This is a genomic window from Sporosalibacterium faouarense (assembly GCF_016765695.1).
In the GTDB taxonomy this organism is placed as follows: Bacteria; Bacillota; Clostridia; order Tissierellales; family VENL01; genus Sporosalibacterium; species Sporosalibacterium faouarense.
Genome location: NZ_JAETGO010000059.1, coordinates 52,118 through 75,773, shown reverse-complemented (window position 1 = coordinate 75,773; position 23,656 = coordinate 52,118). Strand labels below are relative to the sequence as shown.

Genomic DNA, 23,656 nt, shown 5'->3' with positions numbered 1-23,656 from the left:
TTTATAGAAGAATACATCATTTTAAATTCATCATCTATTTACCGTTTCCAAAGAATCTTGTTTAATTAAATATTTGTTTTTATATAATACAATAGCAAACAATCCTACTAAAACTACTCCTTTAAAAACACTACTCATGCTAATACTCCACCAAACACCATTTAAACCTAATACAGTTTCTGATGAAAGTATTAATGCCGCGGGTACTCTAAGTCCTGTGAATAATATACTTATTATAGCTGGATAGACTGTCTTTCCTAATCCATTAAATGCTCCTGTTGTAGCAATCTCTATACACATAAAGAGTTGAGACAGTCCAAGAATCTGTAGATATACAATGCCGTATTGTATAGCTTCCTTCTCTTGTATGAACAATGAAAATACCGGACGAGCTCCAAAAACCAATAAACAGGTTGCAAGAATACCTATTAATGATACAAGCTTGAGCCCTGAGATATATCCTCTATAGATTCGGTTCCATTTATTGGCTCCATAGTTCTGTCCTACAAATGAACTTAAAGCTGTTGAAAATCCTCCAGCAGTCATCCATGATATTGCTTCTATCTGAGACCCTACTTTTTGAACTGCTATTGGTACAGGTCCCCATTGAGCTATTATTTTAGCAATAATCATCGCAAATATTGAAAACAAACCACTCTGTAAAGCTACAGGAAATCCTAATTTAATAATTCTTCTTAAATGGGGTATATCAGGCGCCTTTAATAGCTTAACCTGTGAAATCAAAGGCATTCTCCGTCTAATACAATAAATAAATACTATAGTCACAATAAATTGTGCAGTAATAGTAGCTATTGCAGCTCCCGCCACTCCTAATCTTGGAAAAATCCAAATACCATTGATTAATATTGGATCAAGTATCATATTCACTGCTAGTCCTATAGAATTAATTATAAATGGAGTCTTGCTATCCCCATATCCATTAAATATTCCTGTAAAAACGGGATTTACAAAGTAAAAACCTATACCGAAGGCAATAATAACTAAATAGGTAATAGACATATCTATTACTTCTGCATCACCTAAATCAAAAAAGCCAATTAATTGATTTCTAAGCAATATCAGTCCACTTCCATACACTATTGACAATACTATAATCATTTGTAATGTATGTCTTACATAATGTCTTGCATCTTTCTTATCATTTCTACCTACTGCCTGTGCTACCCCAACTTCTGCTCCAATTTTAGGTATTAATATAAAGGCCATTCCTAACCAAGTAAAAAACCCCGCCGTCCCAACTGCCGCTACTGCATTACTCCCAAGCCTACCAATCCAAATCATATCTGTCATATTATATGCCATTTGGATAAAGGATGTTGCCATTATGGGAAGAGCCAGCCCAACAAGAGATTTAAATATATTCCCTTGTGTTAATTTATTAGTGCTCATATAAATCTTGCCTCCACTTTAATATTTATTATCTAATTAATGCTAATATATTTATCATATACAATTGAAAGTTTATCTTAAAATCATAATCTGTTCTATAATATAATTTATCCTTGTATTAGTCTATAACTGAAATTGAATAGCCTTTACAATTATTATATTTATAAGTAATTTGAACTTTATGATAATATTATATTGTTTATAATGCTTCATGTCTATTTATATTACGTTATTTTAACATATGTTAGATTATAACATCTACAATTACCTAATTTCTCTCCTTGGGTTTGAATTTCTACAATTCCATTTTCCTTTATCTTATAAAAAACACTCCTCAATAGTAACAGCCTCATTTCTGTGACTGTCTACTATAAGAGGAGCTTATTAGTAATGTCTCTTTTTTGTTAATTTACTTTTTTATTTTAAATGAGCTTTTAAGTGATACTATTCTATTAAATACTAATTTATTTTTTGTAGTATCCTTAGGATCTACACTAAAATATCCATGTCTGTAAAATTGAAATTTATCTTGTGCTTTAACATCTTTCATATTTGGCTCTACATAACCATTTAAGATTTCAACAGAGTTAGGATTTATTCTTTCTATAAATCCTCTATCCTCATCCTCTGAATCTAGGATTAGTGGATTATACAGTCTAAATTTAGCTGGAAGGCCATTTTTAGCATCAACCCAATGAATTGTTCCATTAGGCTTTCTTTCTTTGAATCCTGTGCCACTCTTAGTTTTTTCATCATAAGTACAGTGTAGTTCAATTACATTTCCTTCTTCATCTTTAATTACATCATTACACCTTATAAAGTAAGCGTATTTTAACCTCACCTCAAGTCCTGGAGAAAGTCTTTTATATTTCTTTGGAGGATTTTCCATGAAGTCTTCTCTTTCTATATATATTTCATTAGAAAATGGTATTTGTCTATCTCCAAGCTCTGGATTATCTCTATTATTTTCTGCTTCAAGTAATTCTGTTTCATCTTCAGGGTAATTAGTGATTATAACCTTTAGTGGATTAAGCACTCCTAGAGTTCTAGGTGCATTTATAATTAAATCCTCTCTTATAAAATGTTCTAGCATTTGAATGTCTACAGTACTTGGGTTTTTAGCAACACCTATTTCTCTGCAGAAGTTTCTGATTGAAGCCGGAGTATAACCTCTTCTTCTAAGCCCTCTTATAGTTGGTATCCGTGGATCATCCCAGCCTTCTACATAGCCTTCATCAATCAGTTGCTTAATATATCTCTTACTCATTATAGTATTATTTAAATTTAATCTAGCAAATTCAATTTGTTGAGGTTGACTTTCCATTTCACACTCTTTAACAACCCAATTATAAAGTGGTCTATGGTCTTGGAATTCAATAGAACATAGTGAATGGGTAATTCCCTCAATGGCATCCTCTAATGGATGAGCAAAATCATACATTGGATAAATACACCATTTATCTTCAGTATTATGATGAGTAGCAAATGATATACGATAAATTACTGGGTCACGCATATTTAAATTTGGTGATGTCATATCTATTTTAGCTCTTAAAACTTTTTCACCTTCTTTAAATTTCCCAGCCTTCATACCCGTAAATAAGTCTAGATTCTCTTCTACCGTTCTATTTCTATAAGGGCTTTCCTTCCCTACTTCAGTTAAGGTTCCTCTATAATCTCGTATTTCATCTGGGGAAAGATCATCTACATAGGCTTTCCCTTTTTTAATTAGTAAAATTGCACGATTATACATCTCTTCAAAATAATCAGAAGCAAAGTAAAGATTCTCCCATTCAAATCCTAACCATTTGATATCTTCTTTAATTGCATCAACAAATTTTTCATCTTCTTTAAAAGGGTTAGTGTCGTCAAATCGTAGATTTGTTCCTCCACCAAATTCATCTGCTAGGTCGAAGTTAACAGTTATGGCTTTTGCATGTCCTATATGTAGAAACCCATTGGGCTCAGGTGGAAATCTGGTTATTATCTCTTTATGCTTGCCAGACTCTAAGTCATTAATCATAATGTTTTTTATGAAATTTGAAGTTTCTGATTTATTACTCATAGTCACACATCCTTTCTCTACCAATTTAAAATATCACTTCATACATATTATATTAATATATCATAAATTAAGGTCAATTTCTATCTATCTTATTATATCATCGACATTCACTTATTATTTATTATAAAAATAATATTCCTAATGTAAATCAAAGTTAAATAGTACCACAAATCCTTTTAATCAATGTACATTAATTAAAATATGATTATTTAAGTAGTCTTTGCAAATACTATTTGTTAAGATTTATATTTTATAGAAATAAAGGTGATTTTATGTTTAGAATTATCAAAGATAAGATTTTAGGTAAACAGCCTGTTAAACATGAAAAGTATTCATTGTCAAAATCTCTAGATAAAAACATACAATTATTCCAATCAATATTAAATAATGACGATACGATTATCTATAGAGAATTTGAAAGCAAGTCTAAAGATAGTGTTAAGTTTTGCATTATTTTTGATAAAAATCTTGCTAAGATGACAACAATTGATGATTATGTAATTAAAGCTATTCGTCAAAAAGAATTTTCTACTGATGTTCCACCAAAAAAAAGAATAGATCTTCTACTAAAAAAAATAATAATAACATGTGACAATAGAAGGACAAGTGATTTAGATGAAATTTTTGGTTTCCTATTTTACGGTAATACTATTTTACTGATAGATGGCGTAGACGAAGCAATATTAATCTGTACAAAGGAATGGCATCAAAGATCTATTACCGAACCCGAAGCCGAAAGAGTAATTAGAGGTCCAAAAGAAGGCTTTATTGAATCAATAGAAGTAAATTATACATTAATTAGACGAAAAATTAGAAATCCTGACCTTAAATTCAGATTTAAAGAAGTAGGTAATAGAACCAAAACTAGGGTATGCATTTGCTATATTGAAGGTCTAGCCTCTGAAAAAATAGTTAAAGAGCTTAACAAAAGGATTGAAGGCATTGATATCGATGGAATATTAGAATCTGGATATATAGAAGAACTAATTAAGGATTCTCCATTATCTCCCTTTAAAACTATAGGAAATACTGAACGTCCCGATGTTGTGGCTGCTAAATTATTGGAAGGAAGGGTAGCTTTATTAGTTGACGGAACTCCCCATGTTCTAACTCTTCCATATATTTTTATAGAGTACTTCCAATTTAATGAAGACTATTATACCAACTTTTACTACTCAACTATTAATAGGTGGCTGAAATATTTAGGCTTTTTTATTTCTACAAGCGTTCCTGCTCTATATATAGCTTTAACTACCTTCCATCAGGAAATGATACCGACTCCTTTATTACTAAGTATCTCTGCGTCTAGAGAAGGTGTTCCATTTCCAACTATTGTGGAAGCATTGTTTATGTTAATAGCCTTTGAGATTTTACGAGAGGGTGGAGTCAGACTTCCTTCTCCCGTTGGATCTGCTATTAGCTTTGTGGGGGCTGTTATATTGGGTCAAGCAGCAGTTGAAGCTAGGTTTGTTAGTGCTCCTATAGTTATAGTTATAGCCCTAACAGGTATTTCTAATTTCTTAATCCCTAAAATGCTTGGTTCATTAATAATTATGAGAACTATATTTTTATTCTTGTCGGCTTTTCTAGGCTTATATGGCTATATATTTGGTGTGATTGGTTTATTTATACATCTATTATCTATGCGTTCCTTTGGAATACCATATATGCTCAATTTTACTTCTATAACCGATGAAGATGTAAAAGATACAGCCATTAGGGCCCCTTGGTGGCTAATGCACTTTAGACCAAAACTAATTGGTAAGAAAGATTCAGAACGTCAAAGTGACTACACAGTGACTAGAAGGAGGTAAGTTAATGAAAAAATTGAAAGTTTTTTTATTAGTCTTGCTCCTGACTCTGAATCTCCTTATATCTTCTAGTTGTTGGAACTATAAAGAGATTGAGGATATAGCAATAGTGGCAGGTATAGCTGTTGATTACGAAGAAGATACTGACTCAATTATTGTAACTTCAGAGATTCTATATCCTAGTGCTTCTGGAGCAGAGATTAAAGTTCTATCTAGAATGATAACTGATAAGGGTGAAAATTTCTTTGATGCAATTAGAAATACCGTAAGCAAATCTGGAATGAAGCTCTTCTGGGGACATGCAAAAGTAATAATACTTAGTGAATCTTTAGTCAAAAACAAAGATGAACTGATAACTATAGTCGACTGGTTTAACAGAGATCCAGAGCCTAGACATGATATTTTCTTAATGATTTCACAAGATAAAAGTCCTAGTGAAATTTTAACTTCTGATATTGAAGCTGAAAATATAACTTCATTCTATATTGAAGATGCTTTATTAAATGAATCAAGCGTCTCTAAATATCGTGCTATTACATTATGGGAGTTTGTTACTGATTTAGCTGAGCCAGGAATATCTCCTACTCTTCCTACTATTAAAACTATTGAGGAAAGCAACAGGTTATCTGATGAAATATCTGGATGCGGAATTTTTAAAGATGGAGTATTAGTAGGCTATTTAAATGGTATAGAAGCTAGAAATCATTTAATGATAATTAATAAATTAAAGGGTGGACTAATAACCGAAAGAGAGATTATCAATAATGAGCCAATAATGATTTCTTTAGAAATCTTTGATAACAAAACAAAAATTACTCCAAAATATGTTGATGATAAAATTGTAATGAGCATTGATGTATCTATAACAGTAAATATAGCTGAAATAGGTGGAGAAATCAACTTTATAGATGAAAAATACAGAAATATTCTTATTAAGAATACGGAAAAAGAAATTAAAAATCAACTAAACGGTCTTATTACTAAAGTCCAACAGCAGTATAAATCAGATATCTTTGGCTTTGGCAAACTTATTTCAGAAAAAAAACCAAAATTGTGGAATCAATTAAAGGATAATTGGCCTGAAAATTTTCAAGATTTAAATACTGAAATTAATGTTCAAGTAAAGGTTAGAGGTAGTGCTATTAGATCAAAGCCTATTACAGTAGGAGGTTAGTAATGTTCATATTAGTGATTTTAGCTTATTTAATAGTGGGATTTATAGAAGTTGTTCCATTGGTCAATAATGGAGAAAAAAGTGAAGTAATGGTTTTTTCAGTTCTTTTTCTTACTGCGTTCATTCTAAGCCTATTATTAAGCTTAGGAGTAAAAGTACCTAGTCCAATTATTCCTATTGAAAAAATAGTTGATTCTTTTATATATTAATAATTTAGAAAAGAAGTGTTGATATGAAGTATAAAGTAACCTTTCTGATATTAATAATCTCCTTTAGTTTTAACTTCTTAACTGGTTGCTGGAACTATAGGGAAATTAACGATTTTAGAATAGTAACTGGTGTGGCTATAGATTATGATAAAACTAATAAAGAATATATACTCACTGTAGAAGTTATTAAAACTATAGCTGACGAGAATGAAGAAAAGATGACAGGTGAAACTTTTGTATCAAATGGAGCTACCATATTTGATGCTATCAGAAATACAATCACAGAAAGTGGAAAAAGACTTTACTGGAGCAATGCTACTGTTGTTATTGTCAGTGAGGAAATTGCTAAAAGAGGAATAGTTCCTGTTTTAGATATGATAAGTAGAGACCCAGAGATGAGAAGTGAACTATTACTGTTAATTTCTAAAGAAGATACGGCGCGGGAAATCTTAACAAGTAAATCCATAGCCCCTCAGAGAGTTGTCTCCTATAGTTTAGAAACTACCCTAGAAAACGAAGAGAGTAGTTCAAATTTTCATAGGGTTGCTGCATGGATGTTTATTAAAGATTTGTATTCAGAAGTAAATTCTCCTACTTGTCCAGGCGTAAAGCTAGGCATATATGATGAAACTCAAACCATAGAAGGTACTACTGTATTTAAAGGGGATAAGCTAGTAGGATGGCTTGATAAAAATGAAACTAAATACTTTTTATGGATTACCAATAAGCTTAAAGGTGGAGTTTACAATTTAGATATTAGTCATAAAGAAAATCTTAATATTAAAGAACTGAATTTAGAAATTTTTCATAATAAAACAAAACAAAAATTAAAACTTAAGGATGAAAATATAGTTATTTATTTAGATATTAACACATCTGGCAATATTGGAGAATTTAGCGGAAATATAGATATATCAGACCCAGATGAGAAGTCAAAAATAGAAAATATAATAGAAAAACAAATTCAAAGAGATATCGAACTCTTGATCAAGAAACTCCAATTAGGATATCAAAGTGATATTCTAGGATTCAGAAGTATAGTTAAAAAAGAGATTCCTGATATGTGGAAAAGTGAAATTAAAGAGAATTGGGAAAAATATTATTCTGAGTTAGAAGTAAATGTCACAGTTGATTTTAAAATAAGAGGAAGCTCAAATTCATCTAAGCCCATAATCATTAGGGATTAATGTTTCAGGAGGAAATCAAATGAATAAAGAAATAATATCAAATAAATCTGCCATTAGCTTAATCGTGCTTTTTATATTTGGTAGTAGTTTAATATTACCTACAGCAACTGATGCCGGTAGTGACCTATGGATTTCAATTTTATTAGCTATAGTATTTACAATACCTATTTTTCTAATTTACTCTAGAATTCTTTCTCTGTACCCTAATAAAGATTTATTTGATATCCTAATAATTGTTTTTGGCAAGTGGATAGGAAAATTTCTATGTTTACTTTTCTCTTGGTTTGCTTTCCATCTTGGAGTATTAGTTCTAAGAAATTTTGGTTCATTTATAATAACTGTTTCGTTCCCAGAAACTCCTATGATTGTACCCATGATATTTCTAGGATTACTTGGAGTTTGGGTTGTTAAAGAAGGTATAGAAGTATTGGGAAGATGGTCATGGATTTTTTTTATATTTAATGCTCCTGCTCCCACTTTAGTAACATTGTTATTAATACCTAAAATGGATTTTAATAATATTCTTCCTTTATTTTATAACGGCTCAAAAGCAATTTTAAAGGGTACATTTTCTGCGTTCTCCTTTCCCTTTGGAGAGGTTGTTATACTCACAATGATATTTTTCTGCCTAAGTAATAGAAAATCATCCTACAAGGTATTTCTTTCTGGTTTATTTATTGGAGGAATACCTTTGGCAGGCATTTCATTAGTAGAGATTTTAGTTTTAGGTCCAGATTTATATAAAGCTAGCTATTTTCCCAATCATAGTGTAGCTACAAAAATTGGATTGGGAGATTTCTTGCAAAGGCTAGAAATATTAGTTCTTATTGCAGCAGTAACTGGAGGATTTGTAAAGATAAGTGTTTGTCTCATGGCCTGTAGCAACGGAATTGCAAAGGTCTTCAATCTTAAAGACTACAGAAGTGTTATTTTTCCTATGGGTCTTTTGATGATAAACTTCTCATATTTAATCTACGATAATGTAATGGAACAAATAGCCTGGGCTGATGAAATATGGCCATACTACGCTTTTCTTTTCCAAGCTATACTGCCAATAATAGTTTTTATTATTGCTGAGATTAGAAAAAGCTCAAAAATTAAGTCAGGGAGGAATAGTGATGAATAAAACTGTAATATCTAAAAAGCAAGCTATAGCCTTAATAATTTTATTTCTAACAGCTGATACTTTCATTTTTGCAATCGCGGCCTCTGCTAAAAAAGACTTTTGGATTGCAATATTATTAACCTTTGCATTTATTTCTATATTTTCTTTATTATTCATGTATATCCATAAACTTTTTCCAGATAAATCTTTATTCGACATTAATTTTCTTCTGTTTGGACGTATTATTGGTAGACTAATTAATTTTATCTTTGTAGCTTTTGTCTTTTTTAATGGATTATCTGTACTGCGAGCTTTTGGAGAATTTATTAACACAATTGGCTTTCCTGAAACCCCTATGTCTATACCTATGATATTTATTATTATACTTTCTATTTGGATAAGTAAAGATGGAATTGAAGTTATTGGAAGATATGGAGAGTTAATGCTAAAGCCCATTATTTTCTTAATAATAATTAGTATTTTGTTTCTAATTCCTAAGATGCAAATAGCCAATCTCCAACCAATGTTCCAAACTGATCTATATTCTTTACTAAAAGCAACAGCAAATACTATAGCTTTCCCTTATGGAGAGATTATCACTTTATTCGCTATATTTTCGTATTCTAGCTGTAGAAATTTTTCTAAAGGAGTTTATATAAAGGGTATCTTAGGAGCTACTCTTTTTATCTTAGTTAATTCACTAACAATTATACTTGTAGGAGGAGTTACCACCTATACAACAAGGTACTTTCCCAGCTATGAAGTAGTAGGTAGAATTAATATTGGTAACTTTCTACAAAGACTTGAAATTATAATTTCCATATCATTTATTTTAGCAGGCTTTTTAAAAATTGCTATATGCCTTTATGTTGTTAGTAGAGGAGTTTCTAAAATAGTCAATTTAAATAAAAATAATAGTCTAGTAACTCCTCTTGGTTTATTAATGTTATCTTCATCCCTTTTTGTCTATACAGATATAACACATTTATTTGAATGGGGCGGAAAATATTGGACTATCTTTTTCCTACCATTTGAAATTATACTTCCAATTGCTGTTCTATTAACTGCTAAAGTCAAAGGTATAAAACCATCTAATAATTTAACTAAATAAGTTATTAGCCTCTATCGTAGATATCAGATACATAAGTATAGTTATTGTTTTGGTGTTCCAGCCACTATACCTCCCCAAATAACTTGATCATGCTTTTGAAAACCACATTTAGCAGCGAGTCCTTCTGATTTGTAATTACCTTCAACTATATGAACAAATGGTATATCTCCATTATCAATTATCTTTGATGCCAAATCAATGGTTACATCTATTGCATACCCCTTTCCTCTATGTTCTTCTTTAGTATACATTATCCCCATAGAGTTATCATTATGAACTAAAACCCAACTAACTAATTCATCTCCTATGTAAATAGCTGAACTTGGTCTTCTTTCTATATTATTCTTTATATCATCTAAAGTGCCTGGGTTACTATATTCATAAAATCCATCTATAATTTTGGCATCATTTAGTCTCAATCTTTCCACTTTATTTTTTCTTAATCCTCTATCCAGTTTGTCTTCAGGAAGATAATATAATCGACATGGGTTAATCCAATCTACTTCATACTTACTAATAATCTTATCAGCTATAGACTTTTCAACTGCAGACAAACCAAAGAAGCCCTCTTTAAAAAAGTTATTGCACACATCATCAATAAAGTCGTTATTTCTCGTGTATATATAATGAAAATAACCATTTTTAACAAAAACTCCTGTGGGATTATCTGTATTATCTACATATATTTTAGCTTTAGGAACATTATTAATGATTGCAATTATATTTTGGTTTAATATTATATTTTCTTTTAACAATCCTAGAATCTTATCATTTCTTTGTACTTCTTTTATCATAATTTCACTCCATTCATAATTTCACACACTCTATATAATATCTACATTTCTATTAATTTACTTTTTTTCCTTCTTATTCATAGGACAAATTTTCTTACAGGATTAATTTATCATAAAGAAAATTATATATTAAAATTTATTAAAGATATTATTAAAATGAGATATAATTATATTATAATGTATAATTACTTTGCTAACTTAATATTATAATTCGACAATTTTTATATGGAGGAGATTAAAATTGATAAAAATTAATCCAAAGTTAGCGGTTACAATAGGGGTAATATTTGTATCCTTCTCTGCTATTTTAATTAAACTCTCTGAAGCTTCTCCCTTAGCAATCGCCTTCTATAGAATGTTATTTTCAACCTTATTAGTGCTTCCAATTATGGTTTACAAAAAATCTGATGAAATAAAGCAAATTAAAAGAAAAACACTTTCTTTATCAATCATAAGTGGTGTTTTCTTAGCTCTTCATTTTGCTTCCTGGATTACATCTATTGAATATACTTCAATAGCAAGCTCTACAGTCTTAGTCACTATTCATCCAATTTTTATTGTCTTTGGCGGGTATCTTTTTTTAAAAGAAAAGGTGAGTCTGAGGATTATTCTCAGTATACTGATTGCTTTATTAGGAAGCATTATTATATCTTTGGGAGATTATAGTGCCGGTGGAAATGCCACATATGGAAATATACTTGCTGTACTTGGAGCACTTTTTGTTTCTTTTTACATGATGATAGGAAAGGTCGCAAGAAAAAATCTTTCTGCTACTACATATACCTTCATAGTTTACTTATCCTGTACTATAGCTCTTTTTATCCTTGCATTAATTTCTAATGTTCCTATATATCCATATTCATCTAAGGAATGGCTTATATTTATAGCTCTAGCTGTTTTCCCTACTATTTTAGGTCATAGCATATTCAATTGGTCACTTGAGTATGTTAAAACTACTTTTTTATCAACAGCTATTTTAGGAGAGCCTGTTTTCGCGTCTATTTCGGCATTTATTATTTTTAATGAAGTTCCTTCCTCGTGGAATATAATAGGTGGATTAACTGTAATAATTGGAATTTTACTTTTCGTTAGAAATGATAGAACAATTGCTGCACAAAATGATATTGTCGACGACATTGCTTCATGAATTATATATTTTATTGAAGCAGCTGACATCAATCTATTACAATAATAAAAGAGGATCGATTGATACTACTTATCGATCCTTTTTAGCCTTCAAAGTTTAATTATATTTAATTCAATAAGATTATATAAACTTATTCTATAGCCTTCTCTATAAGTTGTATATATTCTCTGTTTTTTTCCTTGTTTAATTCCACTCCATCATACCATGATTTACTAGTATCTATCTCTTTACCAAAATACCTTGCTTTTAAAATAATCTCCGGTCTATACTCAAAATGTAAAATATCAAAATGACTCCATTTACCACCCCATACAAAGTTATGCTTTTCAAAAACATTGACTATCTCTACGGGATATTCTTTTATCCTTTCTTCGCCCTGTTCCTTCGTTGCCCATTTCCAATAATCTCTATTATCTCTTTTTAAGTCAACTGCTATCCCAAAAGCATGGGGACTTAGTCTTCCTGTACCTGATATATACCTATAATTGTAAGTCCCGCTAGATGGAGCAATATTAGTGCTGATTTTCCAGTTATTCCTAGACAGTACATTCAATTCTTCTATGGCAGCTTTAAGCTCTTTAGCTGCATTATTTGTATTATTAAATGCATATCTTTTATACCCTATACTTACTTGACTTAAATTTGACTCAATAGCTGATTTATTTGAGCCATATACTTCCTTTAAAATAGGATACACTCTAATTCTACCAGGATCAAAGTTTTCATCCATAAGTTTATTGACTTTTCCTAATGGATATGGTTGTTCCATCATATCCTGTATATCTGGGTTTTGGAGCTTACTTGAGAAATTTTTCTGTTTTTTATCATCGTATAGAACCTTCATTCCAGATTTTAATTTAATATAGACTTTCCCATTGTTTTGTTCTACATCTATTATGAAGTTTGGATATGCTATCATAAGGCAAAGTAAATCTCTCTTCATATTGTAATCATAGATACTATTATTGGTGTTTTGAACTAAACTATTACTTAAATATTCTTGTCTACTGCATCCAGAAAAAATTAAAACACACATAACTATGAGCAAGGTAGGCCTTTTAATCAACTTGCTTCATTCCTTTCGGAGTTTTATTTTTAAGTAGATTAAAGAATAATCACTTCATAATATAACTCTCTAATGATAGTATGTGTGTTTAGTGTAAAAAATATCTATTATATTATTACTTTTGCATTAGTATTAATCCAATGATACTTAATCCTATTCCTACCATATTAACTGGAGATATTTGCTCTTTTAATAAATATATTCCAATAAAAATTAAAATTATTGTAGTTATTATATTGGAAAATAATGCTGTAACATTAATACTCCAACCACTTCTATAAACTAATAAGAAACCAATCTCAATTGCAAACACCGATATTCCAAGAACATAACTCGCCCAATTCAGCTCTTTTACAGAACTCACTATATCCTTACTGGGAAAGAATATCAAAGCTATAAGTGATAATACTAAAGCTACAATATAAGTCACTATCATCGAAATAATAGGACTTACATTTTCTCCAATTGATTTCTGCGAAATATGATACAAAACTGATGCTGCAATTACTATAATCATTGAGATATAATACATTTATGTCACTTCTTTCCGTTTATTGTCTACTTCAATCACGTTTTTGGTATTACTAATTCTTTCGTAAAACAATCTATTATCTTTTTCTGCTAGTTTTAAGACTCCGTGTACCATAAAAACAATATTTACTAGAATTATAAAACTTAATAACAATATTTTTATTATCCCATCATTCATAAACGCTAGTCCTTTAATGAGCAAATAGTTTAGTCCAAAAAAACCATAATACAGAAAGCTATATCGGACAAATAATCTAATAAAAAACAATTTATCATTATTTCCTTTTACTTTTATCTTAACTAGTGATTTCCCTAGTGTTTTTCCTCTAGTAAAATAAGTTATTACAATAAAATAAACAAAAACCACTAATGCATAAACAAATATCATGTATTCTTTTTCAATAGGCACAAAAGAAATGACAAAAATTATTAAAAACCAGTCTACCAAAAATGCTATAAACCTTCTTACATAACCCACCTTCATTTCCTTTAAGTCCACATTCTTATCAAGATTATCTGATTTTGGAAGGAAGAAAGTAAAAGCTGGTGAAATAATATATCCAAGTAATCCTCCAAAGGTATTTAGAATTAAATCATCTACATCAAAAACTCTATAAGGATAATTATAAATTGTATACAGTCCAGTTAATTGAGTTACTTCAAAGAATAATGAAACCAGAAATACTGTTATAACTGATTCCACTAAGCCCTTCTTAAAATAATATCTTAAATATACTCCCAGTGGTAATAATAAAATTCCATTAAAAGCAGCTTGGAAAAAAACGCTTTTTTTCATTAAGCCAATATAGCTATTAAAATCACCTAAACTTATTGTGTTACTCCTGCCTATTTCTGAAATAAAGTTAAAAGGTCTTAATTGAAAATATTGTATACTACCATTCATTAAGCTACTAGTATCTCTATTTGCTGGTAATGGAAGTATTACAAGATAAAAACTAACTAAAAGATATAATAGCATAGAATAAAGTATAAATGCCCTTAGTCTATTTACATACTTATATTTTCGAAATTGATAAATAAGAAAAGGAAGTGTAAATACAAGAGCCAAAATAGGAAATGTTAAAAATGCTGTTTTAATAGGCATAGCATAGGTTTCCAAGTAATCCACCTCCAAAATATATAATAGCAAAATGGCTTGTACAAAACTAGTATAGAGTAATCATAATATATATTTCATTGTTTCAATAGAAAAAGCTCAATCTAATATTATAGATAAATATCTGAAAACTCCGTCTTAATTGCCTGTGTTAAGCGAAAATCATCTAGCCTAACGTTTTCGCAATTATCAGTTTCTAGTCTGACTAATGGTAATGATACAGTAAATCTACTCCCTTTACCTTCCATACTATTTAATAAAATTGACCCATCCATAGCTTGTACGAGAGCTTTAACCAATGATAGTCCTATCCCTGTCCCTTCAGCCTGCCTACTTAAGGAGTTATCAACTTGACCAAAGCGTTCAAAAATGGCTTCTTGTTTATCTTCTGGTACACCCGTACCCGTATCCTCAACTTCTATGAAAACCTTATCCTTTAGTTGACTTACAGTTACAAAAATTTTTCCTCCTACAGTAGTAAACTTGATTGCATTAGACAAAAGGTTCAGAAGAATTCTTTCATATTTTTCGTCATCAATTCCAATTATAATTTGTTTAACCTTTGCGTCAAATGACACCTCTATTCCTTTTTGCTTAGCATATGAACGAGCAGATTGAGTTATAGTTTCAGTAAAGTAAACAATATCTATATTCTCTTTATTTAATATGATTTTCCCATTATTAATTTTTGTCATGTCTAAAACATTATTAACTAACCTAAGCTGTCTTAGGGTGTTTTGTTTTATTTTATCTAAGAAGTCTACAGCTTTGTCAGATAATTCATTACCACATACCAATTCCATAACTTGGACGGCCGAATTTATAACATTTAAAGGAGTTTTAAACTCATGAGAAACAATAGTAAGAAATTCATCCTTCATTTTTAATGAAGCCTCGAGTTCATCTCTTTGCTTTTTTATCATTAATGCTTGATCTACTATCCTTTTTCTATTTATAACCCTTTCAGTTATTTCTTCAGTCATTTCAATTACAAATTTTACCTTTCCTTCAATCTTAATAGGCATTAGTGTAACTTTCCAGTATGTTACTCCCCTGTCAAATCTATCATATCTATACTCATCTAGATAAAAATACTCCCCTGTCCTTATTACTTTTTTCCATATTCTTTCTGATGAACTTCCCTGCCAACCTGTTATAATTTCATGAATTTTTTTTCCTATAGAATTTTCTTTTTTATTAAAAGGATTATCAAGAAAATCTAAGAAGGTTTCATTTGCTTTTAACAAAACAATATCAGGTGTTATTGCAAATATAGCCACTCCTGATACATTGTATGAATACAATTGATCGATATAAGGAAACTTTTCTTCTATAGTAGTATCCCTTAGTTCCTTAAATACAAAGGTTTTAATTTTCCCACTCTCACCAATAGAATTGCAATAAACAAATATTTCCCTTGGTTTTAAATCTTTAGTAAATAAAAAACCTTTTGTCCTTTTTATTCCCCTTGTCAAGCTTATAATATCGAATGTCAATCTTAATTTCTCAACACAGAACTCTTTAAAATCTTCCCCAAGAATTTCACTTTTAAAATATCCTGTTAGATCTAAGAAACTTTCATTCACATCTATTATTGTATTATGCTTAATTTTTAGAAATGAAAACACTCTTTCCCGCTTGATTTGTAGCTTAGTACTCATAATATACCCCCATTACATTCGCAGTACCAAATAAAATGTAGTTAATCAATCCCCCCAAGTTATTAAACAAATATTAGTATACATAATATTAATACATCATATTTTTTTACTACTATCACCAAAGACAATTATATAGTAATCGAGAAGAAATTTCCAATTTTTTCTTCAAATACATATATTTCCTTTTTATTATGCATAGAGTCTTGAAATTAAGGATACATAGTAAATAAGCTAGGATTTAATCCTAGCTTACCCTCACTATATTGACTTAATAATTTCCAATACCAATTTTGATGAATTAACTAAGTCTTTAATATAAATATGTTCTTCTAATGTATGTGGTTTTCTTTCTCCTATACCTAAGTTCAGAGCCTTAATACCATTGCCATTAAGTATATTTGTATCACTACCGCCTCCTGTGGAATTAGTGAAAGATTTTATTCCTATATTCTCACAAGCATTTTTTACAAGTTTTACAAGTTCATCGCCTTCATCTATGGTAAAAGCTCCATACATTCTTGATGTTTCAATCTCTACTTTTGTATTATATTCATTTGCAGTATCTTCAAAACACTTAACCATATGGGCTGTTTGATTGTCTAGTTTTTCATTACTAAGACTTCTAGCTTCAGCTTTAATATTTACTTCAGGCGTTACTATATTTGTAGCATTGCCACCTTCAATTATTCCAATATTTGCAGTAGTCTCTTTATCCACTCTTAATAATTTCATTTTACTTATTGCATGGGCTGCAACATTTATAGCACTTATTCCTTCCTCTGGTGCAACACCAGCATGGGCTGGCTTACCTATAACCTTTACATCTATTTTATCTTGTGCAGGTCCTTGGATAATTATTTCTCCTGGATCTCCACCACTATCTAATACAATAGCTTTTTTAGATTCTAATTTTCCATAGTCCAAGTTCTTAGCTCCAAATAAGCCACCTTCTTCATATACACTAAATACAATTTCAATAGGTCCATGCTCAACATTTTCTTCTTTAATTACTTTCAAGGCCTCCAAGATAGCAGCTATCCCCGCTTTATCGTCTGCTCCTAAAATAGTTGTTCCATCAGAATATATTGCATCTCCTTTTATTATTGGCTTAATTCCAATACTTGGAGAAACAGTATCCATATGACAACTAAAAAGTATTGCATCAACATCTTTACTTCCTTTTAGCTTTGCTATAACATTTCCTGTATTGCATCCTGATTTTTCACCTGCATCATCTATGTATATTTCTGCTCCTAATTCTTCTAATTCTTTACTTATAAATTCTGCAAATGCCTTCTCATTCTTCGTTGGACTATCTATCTGAACATACTTCATAAATTCCTTAACTATCCTATCTTGATTTATCATTTTTATTCCTCCTTCTTTTATATTATATTCTTTCACTCATTAATATTTATATCACAAAAAAATCAAAAGCACCACATGATGCTCTTAATTAGTTGTCTATTCAAATATTTCCCAATATTCATCTCCCCAATATTTTTTTATAAACTCATCTCTCCCTGAAATTTTTCTATCATCCTTATAAATATCAGGTTCTTTTTTATAAAAATCTTGATGATATTCCTCTGCTTCATAGAAGATAACCGCAGGAAGTATTTTAGTTACTATTGGGTCAGAAAATCTACCAGACTCCTCAATATCCTTCCTAGATTCTTCCGCTTTTTCCCTTTGTTCTTCTGTTGTATAGAAAATAGCCGTTCTATATGATGGTCCCCTGTCATGAAATTGACCTTCATCATCAGTTGGATCCACTTGTAACCAATAAGCCTTTAATAGCTTATTATAACTTATTACTTTAGGATCATAAGTTATTCTAACCACTTCATAATGTCCTGATTTTTGAGATTTTACATCCTCATATGTAGGATTCTTTATATGGCCTCCTGTATAACCTGCCTTAACTTCAATTATTCCATCTAAGACATGAAAAGGAGAAACCATACACCAAAAGCATCCACCAGCAAATATGGCAGTTTCATATTGATTTTTTTCATTAACTTCATTCATGGGAATAACCCCCTATAAAATTATTTAAAATTACCCATATTATATAATCATATAAACCAATCTACAATATCTAATGTTCTCTAATGAAATTAGTTCATAGACAATATTTATTATACTACGCAATTATTTCCCTTAATTTAAGTGCCAGCTGATCATGTATTCCATATTCTCCTTTGGTAAAGTTATATTAGGATTATCAATCTTCCATTCACCATCCATATTTAATTCTCTACAAGTTAAATCAAAATGGCACATAGCTATTCCCATATCTATCACTTGCATATCAAACCCCATCTTACTTCCACCATAATTTGGAGTATGTTCGAGATAAAAATGGCAGTTTTTTCTATCTTTAGAAAGTACAATTCTCCAAGGTTGCTTGTTGGATGCAGACGGACCTAATCTTACCATCTCTATCGGAACAGCATATATATCTGAATTTTCCTTACTCAATGGTGAGTTGAAATCATTGTCATAAAAAAGCGATTCCCAATCCTTTCTATTATTGGCCTTAACTAATGCTCTCATTGTCTTTTCTAAAAGTCTTTTTTTGTTTTTAGGATACCCTATTGGCGTCACGCAAGGTATTATCTCATCACTTTTATACTCAATTTCCCTTTCAAAGGAATCTCTAGTAAAAGTTCCTCCTAACCAGCATGTTCCTATTCCTAATTCAGTTAAAAACAAAACTAATTTTTCAAAAATATAACCAAACTCAATTAATGATATTTTATCTTTTTTTGTTATTCCAGCAATATAAGCCTGTGGATTTTTTATAATTCCATATGTTCCTATTTTTAAACCTTTACCAGTATTATTATCTTTAACATCAATTAATTCAAATTTAATTCTGTTTCCCAAAGGACTAATCAAGTTCTTTTCTTCACTAATATAGTTTTTTATTAAATCATAATGCTCTTCAGTTATTTCCTTACTCTCGAAGGTTCTATCAGATATTCTTTTTTTTATATTTTCTATTATAGATTTCTTATAACTCATAGATTAATAACCTCACTCTCTTAATACAATTAAAGCAATGATTTTAGCTCATATTTTATATTTTTTTATAGATTTATTTCTAATGCTACTGGACAATGGTCACTTCCCATTATTTCTGAATGAATTTCTGAATCAACAATTTTGTCATTTAACCTTTCAGATACAATAAAATAGTCAATTCTCCATCCAGAGTTCCTCTCCCTTGCCTTTCTCATATATGACCACCAGGAGTAAGCTTCTTCCTTATCAGGATATAAGTATCTAAATGTATCTGTAAATCCAGTCCCTAATAATTCAGTCATCTTTCCCCTCTCTTCATCTGAGAAACCAGCATTTTTCTTATTGGATTTTGGATTCTTTAAGTCTATTTCATTGTGAGCTACATTTAAGTCTCCGCAAAGGATAACAGGTTTCTTTGCATCCAACTCCATTAAGTATTCTCTAAACACATTTTCCCATGTCATTCTATACTCCAATCTAGCTAAACCTCTTTGAGCATTTGGCGTATATACATTTACTAAGAAAAACTCTTTGAATTCCAATGTTATAACTCTTCCTTCTTGTTCATGTTCCTCAATACCTACCCCATATTTTACAGATAAGGGCTTCTTCTTAGTAAATACTGCTGTTCCTGAATATCCTTTCTTAACTGCATAATTCCAATATTGTTCATATCCTTCCAAGTCTAATTCTATTTGTCCTTCTTGCAATTTAATTTCTTGAACACAAAATACATCTGCATTTATGTCTTTGAAATAATCCATAAAGCCTTTGCGTACACAAGCCCTTAAACCATTTACGTTCCATGAAATTAATTTCATACTTTTCCTCCTTAGATACTTATTTTTTGACTTTATATATTCTTTATATTCTATATTATACACTTATATGTGTTGTCTCAAAAACTGAAATAACTTTTTATCGTTCTTTTTTTACAAAAGCATCTTATATATTTTTTACCATTATATATATTAATCTAAACACATCTATGCGGTAACAAAAAAGATGATCACTAAATGATCATCTTTTAAATTTATATTATTCCTGCTACTCTATTTTCAAGAGGTGCAAATAATCTCTTCTTATCTATCTCTGGTCTCAACTTGTGTAGCTGCTCCAATGCAATCTGAGCACCATAATCCATTCCTTGACATCCAGATAATAAAACTACATCATTATCCCCTACATTTTTTAGTGCATGGGATATAGCTTGTGGTAGCTCCTCATATAATTGAACCTTAATACCTGCATCAGAGATTACTTCTAAAAAAACTTCTAGCTCTTCTTCCGTAACTATATCCTTATCAGTCACATGAGATTTACTTAGCGTAGCTACTATTTCTGATATTCCAAGCTTAGATGCCCACTTAACAATCGTTTCAGCATTTTCTCTATTCACAGTTGGACCTCGTCCACCTCTAATAGCATATACTAAATTTAGATTATTATAGTCCATGAAATCCAATGTCCCTAAAGTTACATCAATATTTCCACTATTGGCAAAATGATCGTCTATAATCTTAAAATCTTCTTCAAATATAAATTCAAATCTTCTCTCTACTCCATTAAAACTCTTTATACTCTCTTGTATAGTAGAAATTGGAATACCACATAATAATCCAATTGAAATAGCTACCATCGAATTATAAACCGAATGATATCCAGGAACTGAAAGCTCAATATCAAAACTCCTAGGCTCATATCTTATATTCCCTACTTTAAAAGATCTACCTATTTCTACAGTAAATTTTGCTCTACCAGTGGATAAATCTAAGTTTTTACATGCTAAATGTCCATCTCTCCTCTCAACGCCAAAAGTTAACACTTGCGCCTGTGTACTATCTATTAGAGATGAAGAATATGGGCAATCTAAGTTCAGTATGGCCCATTTATCTGGTCCTGCATTCTTAATTAAGCTCGATTTACTTTCAAAATATTCTTCAAAGGAACCATGTAGGTCAATATGCTCTCTACTAATATTGTTTAAAGTCACAATATCAAAATCGACATTACCTACTCTTTTAAGATATAGAGCCGAAGATGATGCTTCCATGGTAACATGAGTTATACCTTGGTCTCTCATTTTAGCAAAGTAATGGTGCAAATCTAGTGATTCTGGTGTGGTTAGTTTAGAAGGCTCATAGCTATCTCCTATTTTAACCTTTACCGTTCCTATAAGCCCAGTTTTTAGTCCATGACCTTCTAGGATTGCATTAGTCATAAAAGATGTGGTCGTCTTCCCATTAGTAGCAGTAATTCCAATAATCTTCATATCCTTTGACGGATTGTTATAGAATTCATCACTTAATGCCGCTAATGCCTTGCGACTATCTTCAACTCTGATTTGAGGAATATCCCACCCTTCTTGATAGTCTTCAACGATAATGGCAGATGCTCCATTAGCTATTGCCCCCATTACATAACGATGTCCATCTGTTTTATAGCCCTTTATACAAACAAAAATATCTCCGGGAGCGACTTTTTTTGAATGGTAAGCTATACCACTAATATCGATATTCTTTTTGTTCCACGATTCAACAACATCGACTGCTTGTAGCAAATCAAATAATTTCACGATTGTTATCTCCCTTCACTTATCAAAATGTATTTTGAATTTTTTTCTTTTCTTATTTACTAAATATTTTTTTAAAAGCACGTCCGACCTTTGTTCTAAAGAAGACTAAAGCTGGCTTGATGTCTTTCCAATCCCATATAGCATAAGCCTTTGGTTGAAAGTATGACCTTAATACCTGCGATATAGTCAATTGTTTTTTTCTAATATAGTTTCTTACCGCTAAAATATCTTCATAGGCATACCAAAAAACTAACTTTGTATTATTTTTAATTGCTTTAGGCTCTAAAGGATTTCCAATCAAATCTCTATAAGTTATATAAGGCATATTAAGTCCAGCTTTATATACTAAACTATTGAGATTGGAAAGTCTTACATTCACTTCTATTAGATAAAACTTTCCTGTTTCAGCATCCTTTTTAAACTCTATTTCTGCAAATCCTTTAAATCCAATGTCCTCTAAGAATCTTGCCCCAATATCATATAGCTCTGGAATATACTTTTGTCCTGTATATACAGATGCACCAAAATTGATTGGATATTGACGATATTTCTGACAGGTTAACCAGTGAGTCACTTTAGCATCTTGATTTAAATATGCGTCAAATGTATGCATATGATCGTCAAATCCTGGAATAATTCTTTGTATAATGACTTCTAACCCTGCATCTTTAGCTTTCTCTACTGCTTCATCTAACTCTTGCATATTGTTAACTGTAAACATTTTTTTCCTGAAAATTGATACAAAAGTTGGGGAATCAGTGGGTTTAACTAAGCATGGAAACTTAATAATTTCTTCTACTTTTTGTCTAAAGTTTTCATCATCAATTTTTACTGTCTCTGGAACAGCAACTTCGTGCTTCTCTGCAAGGCTATGTAGAGTTCCCTTATTCATTACCTTAGTATAGAGTCCTTGCTCCGTTTGAGGTATTAAATAGTACTCTTTCAGAGTCAACAAATACTCGTCTATAAGCTCCACATAAGGGTCTCCACACGGAATTAGGACTGGTATCTCATTCTGTTTCTTAGCGTACTCAATCAGAAATTCAATTAATCCTTTAGAGTCTTTTTTATAATGTGGTGCTATAAGAGTTTCTGAGCAATATTTTGAATAAAATCCATAAGTTCCTTTCCATGAGTAATCAACTGCCACAACCTCTATTCCATGAATTCCTAGACAACGAATAGCACTAAGTCCTATGTAATAATTAGCTCCTAGAATAACAGCTTTATTCTTCATTAATCCATCTCCTCATAAAAAAATCGCAAACTATCTTTTAATTTGTATATCTATTGTCAATTCTACACACATATTAGTTATACTTATCTTTAAGTATTTACGTTTTGTTAATTCTTGATAATTTCATTCTACTATAAATCTTGTCTTAAGAAAAGTGATAATCCTCTTAAATTAAATCATTATGCTATTTCCATACCAATAGTATTTAACAAATCTGATATATAATTCTAAATTAGTTTTACAATTCCACTCTTACTATCTAACCCCTTTCTCTTAAAATTTTTCTTATTGTTTAAAATATCAAGTCAAAAATCTTTCTAGCTATAAGCTATTTATATTAATTGAAGTATAAATAACTCTTTTATTTATATAAAAAGAGAAAGCTAGGCTATTAGGTAATGACCCAACTTTCTCAGACTATATATT

The 23,656-nt window shown here is 30.5% G+C and carries 20 protein-coding genes; 7 read left to right on the top strand and 13 right to left on the bottom strand.

All coding sequences use genetic code 11. The annotated features are described in order from the left end of the window. Positions 1-30 precede the first annotated feature (30 nt). Together JMO20_RS11645 and JMO20_RS11640 are read right to left on the bottom strand one after the other, a co-directional pair. Positions 31-1,410 (bottom strand): MATE family efflux transporter, encoded by a 1,380-nt coding sequence (locus JMO20_RS11645; protein ID WP_202709847.1) that lies wholly within the window; start codon positions 1,408-1,410, stop codon positions 31-33. Between the two features lie 409 nt (positions 1,411-1,819). Next, on the bottom strand, positions 1,820-3,475 hold the full coding sequence (locus JMO20_RS11640; RefSeq protein ID WP_202709846.1) for a glutamine--tRNA ligase/YqeY domain fusion protein: 1,656 nt from the start codon (positions 3,473-3,475) through the stop codon (positions 1,820-1,822). A gap of 272 nt (positions 3,476-3,747) precedes the next feature. On the opposite strand from JMO20_RS11640, the gene JMO20_RS11635 reads away from it, so the two are divergent. The 6 genes from JMO20_RS11635 to JMO20_RS11610 are packed head-to-tail and all read left to right on the top strand — an operon-like array spanning position 3,748 to position 10,072. After that, positions 3,748-5,289: a spore germination protein gene (locus JMO20_RS11635; protein WP_202709845.1), complete on the top strand. Its 1,542-nt coding sequence runs from the start codon at positions 3,748-3,750 to the stop codon at positions 5,287-5,289. A 4-nt stretch (positions 5,290-5,293) separates the two neighbouring features. After that, positions 5,294-6,460 (top strand): Ger(x)C family spore germination protein, encoded by a 1,167-nt coding sequence (locus JMO20_RS11630; protein ID WP_202709844.1) that lies wholly within the window; start codon positions 5,294-5,296, stop codon positions 6,458-6,460. Between the two features lie 2 nt (positions 6,461-6,462). Next, complete coding sequence (locus JMO20_RS11625; RefSeq protein ID WP_202709843.1) at positions 6,463-6,669, top strand: hypothetical protein; 207 nt, start codon at positions 6,463-6,465, stop codon at positions 6,667-6,669. Positions 6,670-6,692: 23 nt separating this feature from the next. Continuing rightward, positions 6,693-7,856, top strand: a complete 1,164-nt coding sequence (locus JMO20_RS11620; RefSeq protein ID WP_202709842.1) for a Ger(x)C family spore germination protein — start codon at positions 6,693-6,695, stop codon at positions 7,854-7,856. Positions 7,857-7,875: 19 nt separating this feature from the next. Next, a complete protein-coding gene (locus JMO20_RS11615; protein ID WP_202709841.1) occupies positions 7,876-8,982 on the top strand; it encodes a GerAB/ArcD/ProY family transporter in 1,107 nt (368 codons plus the stop codon). Then, positions 8,975-10,072 carry a GerAB/ArcD/ProY family transporter gene (locus JMO20_RS11610; RefSeq protein WP_202709840.1) on the top strand — a complete coding sequence of 366 codons (1,098 nt, stop codon included), beginning with the start codon at positions 8,975-8,977 and terminating at the stop codon, positions 10,070-10,072. Before JMO20_RS11615 ends, JMO20_RS11610 begins: the two co-directional genes overlap by 8 nt. Positions 10,073-10,113: 41 nt before the next feature. Here JMO20_RS11610 and JMO20_RS11605 read toward each other — a convergent pair whose 3' ends face one another. After that, the gene (locus tag JMO20_RS11605; RefSeq protein ID WP_202709839.1) at positions 10,114-10,866 is read right to left on the bottom strand and encodes a GNAT family N-acetyltransferase; all 753 of its coding nucleotides are present in this window, start codon (positions 10,864-10,866) and stop codon (positions 10,114-10,116) included. A 241-nt stretch (positions 10,867-11,107) separates the two neighbouring features. On the opposite strand from JMO20_RS11605, the gene JMO20_RS11600 reads away from it, so the two are divergent. After that, a complete protein-coding gene (locus tag JMO20_RS11600; protein WP_202709838.1) occupies positions 11,108-12,013 on the top strand; it encodes a DMT family transporter in 906 nt (301 codons plus the stop codon). A 130-nt stretch (positions 12,014-12,143) separates the two neighbouring features. On the opposite strand, the gene JMO20_RS11595 is transcribed toward JMO20_RS11600, so the two are convergent. The 10 genes from JMO20_RS11595 to JMO20_RS11550 all read right to left on the bottom strand — a co-directional run bounded on the left by JMO20_RS11595 (position 12,144) and on the right by JMO20_RS11550 (position 23,230). Beyond that, positions 12,144-13,049 (bottom strand): M15 family metallopeptidase, encoded by a 906-nt coding sequence (locus tag JMO20_RS11595; RefSeq protein ID WP_202709837.1) that lies wholly within the window; start codon positions 13,047-13,049, stop codon positions 12,144-12,146. A gap of 145 nt (positions 13,050-13,194) precedes the next feature. Next, the gene (locus JMO20_RS11590) at positions 13,195-13,596 is read right to left on the bottom strand and encodes an EamA family transporter (RefSeq protein ID WP_243414721.1); all 402 of its coding nucleotides are present in this window, start codon (positions 13,594-13,596) and stop codon (positions 13,195-13,197) included. Between the two features lie 15 nt (positions 13,597-13,611). Then, positions 13,612-14,730, bottom strand: coding sequence for a VanZ family protein (locus tag JMO20_RS11585; protein ID WP_202709835.1), 1,119 nt, complete (start codon positions 14,728-14,730; stop codon positions 13,612-13,614). Between the two features lie 107 nt (positions 14,731-14,837). After that, positions 14,838-16,388, bottom strand: a complete 1,551-nt coding sequence (locus JMO20_RS11580) for a PAS domain-containing sensor histidine kinase (RefSeq protein ID WP_202709834.1) — start codon at positions 16,386-16,388, stop codon at positions 14,838-14,840. 258 nt (positions 16,389-16,646) lie between these two features. After that, positions 16,647-17,756 carry a M20/M25/M40 family metallo-hydrolase gene (locus tag JMO20_RS11575; protein ID WP_202709833.1) on the bottom strand — a complete coding sequence of 370 codons (1,110 nt, stop codon included), beginning with the start codon at positions 17,754-17,756 and terminating at the stop codon, positions 16,647-16,649. A 96-nt stretch (positions 17,757-17,852) separates the two neighbouring features. After that, entirely contained in the window at positions 17,853-18,419 is a 567-nt protein-coding gene (gene msrA, locus JMO20_RS11570; protein WP_202709832.1) for a peptide-methionine (S)-S-oxide reductase MsrA, read from the bottom strand. Positions 18,420-18,551: 132 nt separating this feature from the next. Beyond that, the gene (locus tag JMO20_RS11565) at positions 18,552-19,418 is read right to left on the bottom strand and encodes a nitroreductase family protein (protein WP_202709831.1); all 867 of its coding nucleotides are present in this window, start codon (positions 19,416-19,418) and stop codon (positions 18,552-18,554) included. Positions 19,419-19,483: 65 nt separating this feature from the next. Further along, positions 19,484-20,239, bottom strand: coding sequence for an exodeoxyribonuclease III (locus JMO20_RS11560; protein ID WP_202709830.1), 756 nt, complete (start codon positions 20,237-20,239; stop codon positions 19,484-19,486). Positions 20,240-20,451: 212 nt separating this feature from the next. Continuing rightward, positions 20,452-21,993 carry a Mur ligase family protein gene (locus tag JMO20_RS11555; RefSeq protein WP_341534023.1) on the bottom strand — a complete coding sequence of 514 codons (1,542 nt, stop codon included), beginning with the start codon at positions 21,991-21,993 and terminating at the stop codon, positions 20,452-20,454. A gap of 52 nt (positions 21,994-22,045) precedes the next feature. Further along, the gene (locus JMO20_RS11550; protein WP_202709829.1) at positions 22,046-23,230 is read right to left on the bottom strand and encodes a carboxylate--amine ligase; all 1,185 of its coding nucleotides are present in this window, start codon (positions 23,228-23,230) and stop codon (positions 22,046-22,048) included. Positions 23,231-23,656: the final 426 nt, after the last annotated feature.